Source organism: Synergistaceae bacterium (assembly GCA_021372895.1).
Lineage (GTDB): Bacteria > Synergistota > Synergistia > Synergistales > Synergistaceae > JAJFTP01.
The window spans coordinates 1-4,558 of the sequence record JAJFTP010000080.1 but is presented as its reverse complement, the minus strand read 5'-3'; the positions used below and the strand labels follow the sequence as shown (position 1 = coordinate 4,558).

Sequence of the window (4,558 nt, the reverse complement as noted above, 5' to 3'; positions counted from 1 at the left end):
GTGCCGGGGCAGAGTGTCATGGTTGACCGCTTCCTTCCAGGAAAGGAGTTCGAATGTGATGCGGTTTGTGATAGAGACGAGGTGCTTATCCCCGGCATATTTGAGCACATAGATCCAGCCGGTATCCATTCAGGGGATTCCATTGCGGTATTCCCCAGCTTTTCTCTTACGGATGAACAGCAGAGAGATATACTTGAGGTTGTGAAACTTATATCCGCCGAGCTCGATATACACGGCCTGCTTAACATACAGTTCGTCCTGAGAGAGGGCGTATTCTGGATAATAGAGGCGAACCCGCGGGCCAGCAGAACAGTTCCGATCGCAAGCAAGATATCAAAAATACCAATGGTAGACATGGCAGTCGGACTTGCTCTCGGAGAAAAACTGAAGGATATGGGTTATGGAGTGGGAATTCTTTCAAATTCAGGAGTTTGGGGAGTTAAGGTCCCCGTATTCTCAAATGACAAACTCCCGGGCATTGACCCTAAACTTGGCCCTAAGATGATGTCCACAGGCGAAAGTCTCGGATTGGGGGCTAATCTTGCGGATGCACTGATGGACGGTCTTAAGGGAGCTGGTTGGCTTCCGCCTGAGAAGGGGCGCATACTTATGAGTATCGCTGATTCACAAAAATCGGAGATAATGCTGGTGGCAACGCAGTTCCAATCTCTTGGCTGGTCTGTTGATGCAACTTCGGGGACTGCCGAATACCTCCGCCGCTGGGGGATAGAGGTTACCGAAGTACCTCAGGATGAGCTGGCAGAAAAAATCAGAAATGGTGTTTGGAACCTGGTGCTCAATATTCCGGGTGGAAATGAAAGACATATAGCTCATGGAGCGGAAATCAGAAGAAGCGCTTCGGCAGCAGGGGTCCCCTGCCTGCATTCAGCAGCGGCGGCTCAGGCCGTGGCGAATAGCCTGTTGAAAAACAGCCTATAATTTTAGGGTAAACTCTTCCATTTTTTGCAATAATGCCTTAATATAACAATGTACATATGTCAAAATAGTTTTGTTTAATAGGAGAATGGAGGAGTGCCCATGTTAAGTGGAAAATTGCTTGACGATATTGGAAGACAGATTATAAGAATACTCCAAGAGGATGGAAGAATTTCCTTTAACGAACTGGGCAGGCGCGTCGGGCTTTCTTCGCCTGCGGTCGCGGAGCGTGTCCGACGGATGGAGGAGGCCGGAATAATTTTAGGTTATAGGGCAATAGTCAATCAGTCCCGCGTCGGCTATCCGATTATGGCGTTTATAAGGCTTGCGATCCCTGTGGCGCTTCTTCCCAAGGCTGATGAACTTGCAAACGCCATACCGGAAGTGCTTGAATGTCATCACCTCACCGGCAGCGACGGTGTAATACTGAAGGTAGTCGTATCATCCGTAGGGCACCTCGAAGATGTCATCAGCAAGATGGGAAGCTGCGGCATGACGACAACGGCTATCGTGCTCTCATCTCCGGTGGCTGGAAGGCCAATAGACCCGATCAAACTTGTAGGCGGCAGTTCTTTTGCCTAGAGGGAATGTCTGATTTTGTCTGATTATAAAAATATCGCAGCAATAGAAAATATTCTCAGCCGCAGGAGCATACGCAGGTTCGATGCATCGAGACCGGTCCCTGCTGATATGGTCGAGTTGCTCGTTGAGTGTGCCTGTGCTGCGCCAAGCTCTCATAACTATCGCCCATGGCATTTCGTAATAGTAGATAAAAGGGAGATACTCGATGAGATGGCGGAGGTACATCCTTACGGAAAAATGCTCACAACTGCCGCTTTAGCTATTGCCGTGTGCAGCGAGATCGAGCGCGAGGGCAGCCCGGTACACTACTGGGAGGAGGACTGTGCTGCAGCTATGGAGAACATCTTGCTCGCGGCTAACGCCTCAGGCCTTGGTTCTGTATGGATCGGTGCCAGACATGGAGACAATGGCCTTGAAGGGCGAATAAAATTGCTGCTCAATGTGCCGGAAGAGATAGCGCTGCTGGGTGTTGCCGTAATAGGCTGGCCGATGGAGACAAAAGATCCGCACAAGGGCATAGATGCACATTCTCTACATCTGAATAAATGGTGAATCATTTCCCTAAAGGTGGTACAATAATACAGTTTGTAATGTAAATAGTGAGCGGGGTGGTACGGTTGCCGCTCACTATTCAGTGAATGGGCTCGGAGGTTTAAAAATGGATCGCAGGGATAAGCAGGGCAATCTTTTCGAGATAAACAAGGTGATCACACTTCCCCTTGAGGAAGAGATCAAACAGAGCTATCTGAATTATGCAATGAGCGTCATCATAGGGAGGGCCCTGCCGGATGCAAGGGACGGCCTTAAACCTGTTCAGCGCCGAATACTTTATGCCATGCTTGAGCTTGGAGTCAGACACAGTCAAACTTTCAAGAAATCGGCCCGTATCGTAGGCGAAACAATGGGTAAGTTCCATCCGCATGGTGATGCTGCGATATATGACACCATGGCACGTATGTCACAGGACTTCAGTATGAGGTATCCGCTTGTTGAGGGTCAGGGTAACTTTGGTTCTATAGATGGAGATCCCCCCGCAGCAATGCGTTATACAGAGGCAAGGCTTCATTCTCTCGGTGAAGAAATGCTATCCGACATAAATGAAGAAACGGTGGACTGGGGGCCGAACTTTGACGAATCCCTGGAGGAGCCGCTTGTCCTCCCGTCAAGGATCCCAAATCTTCTTGTCAACGGAAGCACGGGAATAGCGGTGGGAATGGCAACAAACATGCCCCCGCATAACCTCGGCGAGGCAATCGATGTGTGTTGCACTCTCCTTGCTAACCCCGATGCAGAGCTTGGTGAGCTGATGTCACTCATGCCCGGTCCCGATTTTCCAACAGGGGGCATAATCCTTGGGCGCGAAGGTATAATCGATGCCTACATGACAGGCAGAGGCAAGGTTATCGTCCGTGGCCGTGTGAACGTAGAGGATGGACGCAAGGGCAAGCAGAGCATCATTATCACAGAGATCCCATACATGGTCAATAAAACAAATTTCATAGAGACTATAGCCAAGTGTGTACAGACAGGAATGATAGACGGTGTATCTGACCTCAGGGATGAATCCGACCGTGAAGGGATGCGAGTCGTCGTAGACCTTCAGAGGGATGCTGATCCTAACCTGGTTCTTCGTCAGCTCTATACAAGGACCCAACTTCAGAGCACTTTCGGAATAATCAACCTAGCCATTGTGGACGGAGTTACAAAAGAACTTCCGCTTAAGGATATGGTGAATGTTTTTCTTGATCACCGCAGGAACGTTGTGCGCAGACGCACAGAATTCAGGCTCCGCAAGGCGGAGGAGCGTGCTCATATCGTAGAGGGCCTGCTTCGTGCGCTTGATGTGATTGAGCAGGTCATCAAAATAATCAGAGGGTCAGATAATGCAGTTGCTGCCAGAAACAACCTTGTAGACGAACTTGGTTTTTCCGAGATACAGGCTCAGGCTATACTGGACATGAGGCTGCAGAGGCTGACCGGACTTGAGCGGGAAAAGCTTGACAGCGAGTTGAGTCAGCTGCTTATGGACATAGAACGTTACCGCAGTATCCTGAGCAGCCAGGCAATACTTGATTCTGTCGTCAAAGATGAGCTTCTTGAGATACGCAGGCAATATACTGATAAACGCCGCACTGACATAGAGAACTCCATTGATGAGGTCGCCGATGAGGATCTTATCCCGGAAGCGGATATTGTAGTTGCGCTGAGCCGAGACGGATATATCAGGCGTATGCCTCTTCAGGACTACCGTGTGCAGTCGCGCGGAGGCAAAGGAGTCAAGGGAGTTACAACAAAGTCAGAGGATGAGATCGCACTCCTGACTATTACCAGCACCCACAGAACGCTCTATCTCTTCACGAGCAAGGGCAGGGTTTTCGGTGTCAGGGGATTCACCCTGCCCGAGCCTAAATCGGGCAAAGGTAAACTCATAAGCACTATCATAACGATGGAAAAAGATGAACGTGTAGTTGCAATCAAGGACAGTCGGCTTGAAGGGGCTAAATTCGTTTTCTTCCTTACCCGCAATGGCATTGCAAAACGCCTGCCGGTCGAAGAACTGGAAGGGCTCACACGGGCTGGGCGTCGTGTGCTGGGGCTTGCTGATGACGATAACATATCACGGGTCCGTGTCACGGGCGGCACGGACGAACTGCTATTCTCGACGGCTCTGGGGCAGACGCTGCGTGTCTCAGAGGAGGAATTCCGTCCCCTTGGGAGACAGGCGCAGGGTGTCCGCGGGATAAGGCTTGATGAAGGTGACGAAGTCGTGGGCTGTGATATTGTCTCCGAAGGACGTCAGGTCTTCTTCATAAGTGAACATGGGATAGGCAAGAGGACTCCATATAAAGAATTTACTCAGCACCATCGTGCCGGTTATGGCGTACGCGCGATAAAACTCTCAGAGAAAACGGGCAGGCTTGTCGGAGCATGGGGTGTTGCCGAGGACGAGGAGATAGTCGTCATAAGCAGCAAGGGACGGATGGTAAGAATACACGCCAGCGAAGTCTCGAGCCTCAGCCGTACTGCAACCGGCTATAAG

4 protein-coding genes are annotated in these 4,558 nt (G+C 50.4%); all 4 read left to right on the top strand.

Going from position 1 to position 4,558, the window contains the following annotated elements; genetic code table 11:
* Positions 1 to 939: ATP-grasp domain-containing protein (locus tag LLF78_07395; protein ID MCE5202319.1), on the top strand; the 939-nt coding region annotated here is incomplete at its 5' end.
* Between the two features lie 99 nt (positions 940 to 1,038).
* Entirely contained in the window at positions 1,039 to 1,518 is a 480-nt protein-coding gene (locus tag LLF78_07390) for an Lrp/AsnC family transcriptional regulator (protein MCE5202318.1), read from the top strand.
* A gap of 15 nt (positions 1,519 to 1,533) precedes the next feature.
* Positions 1,534 to 2,070: a nitroreductase family protein gene (locus LLF78_07385; protein MCE5202317.1), complete on the top strand. Its 537-nt coding sequence runs from the start codon at positions 1,534 to 1,536 to the stop codon at positions 2,068 to 2,070.
* A 106-nt stretch (positions 2,071 to 2,176) separates the two neighbouring features.
* A partial coding sequence (gene gyrA / locus LLF78_07380) for a DNA gyrase subunit A (GenBank protein ID MCE5202316.1) occupies positions 2,177 to 4,558 on the top strand: 2,382 nt, incomplete at its 3' end.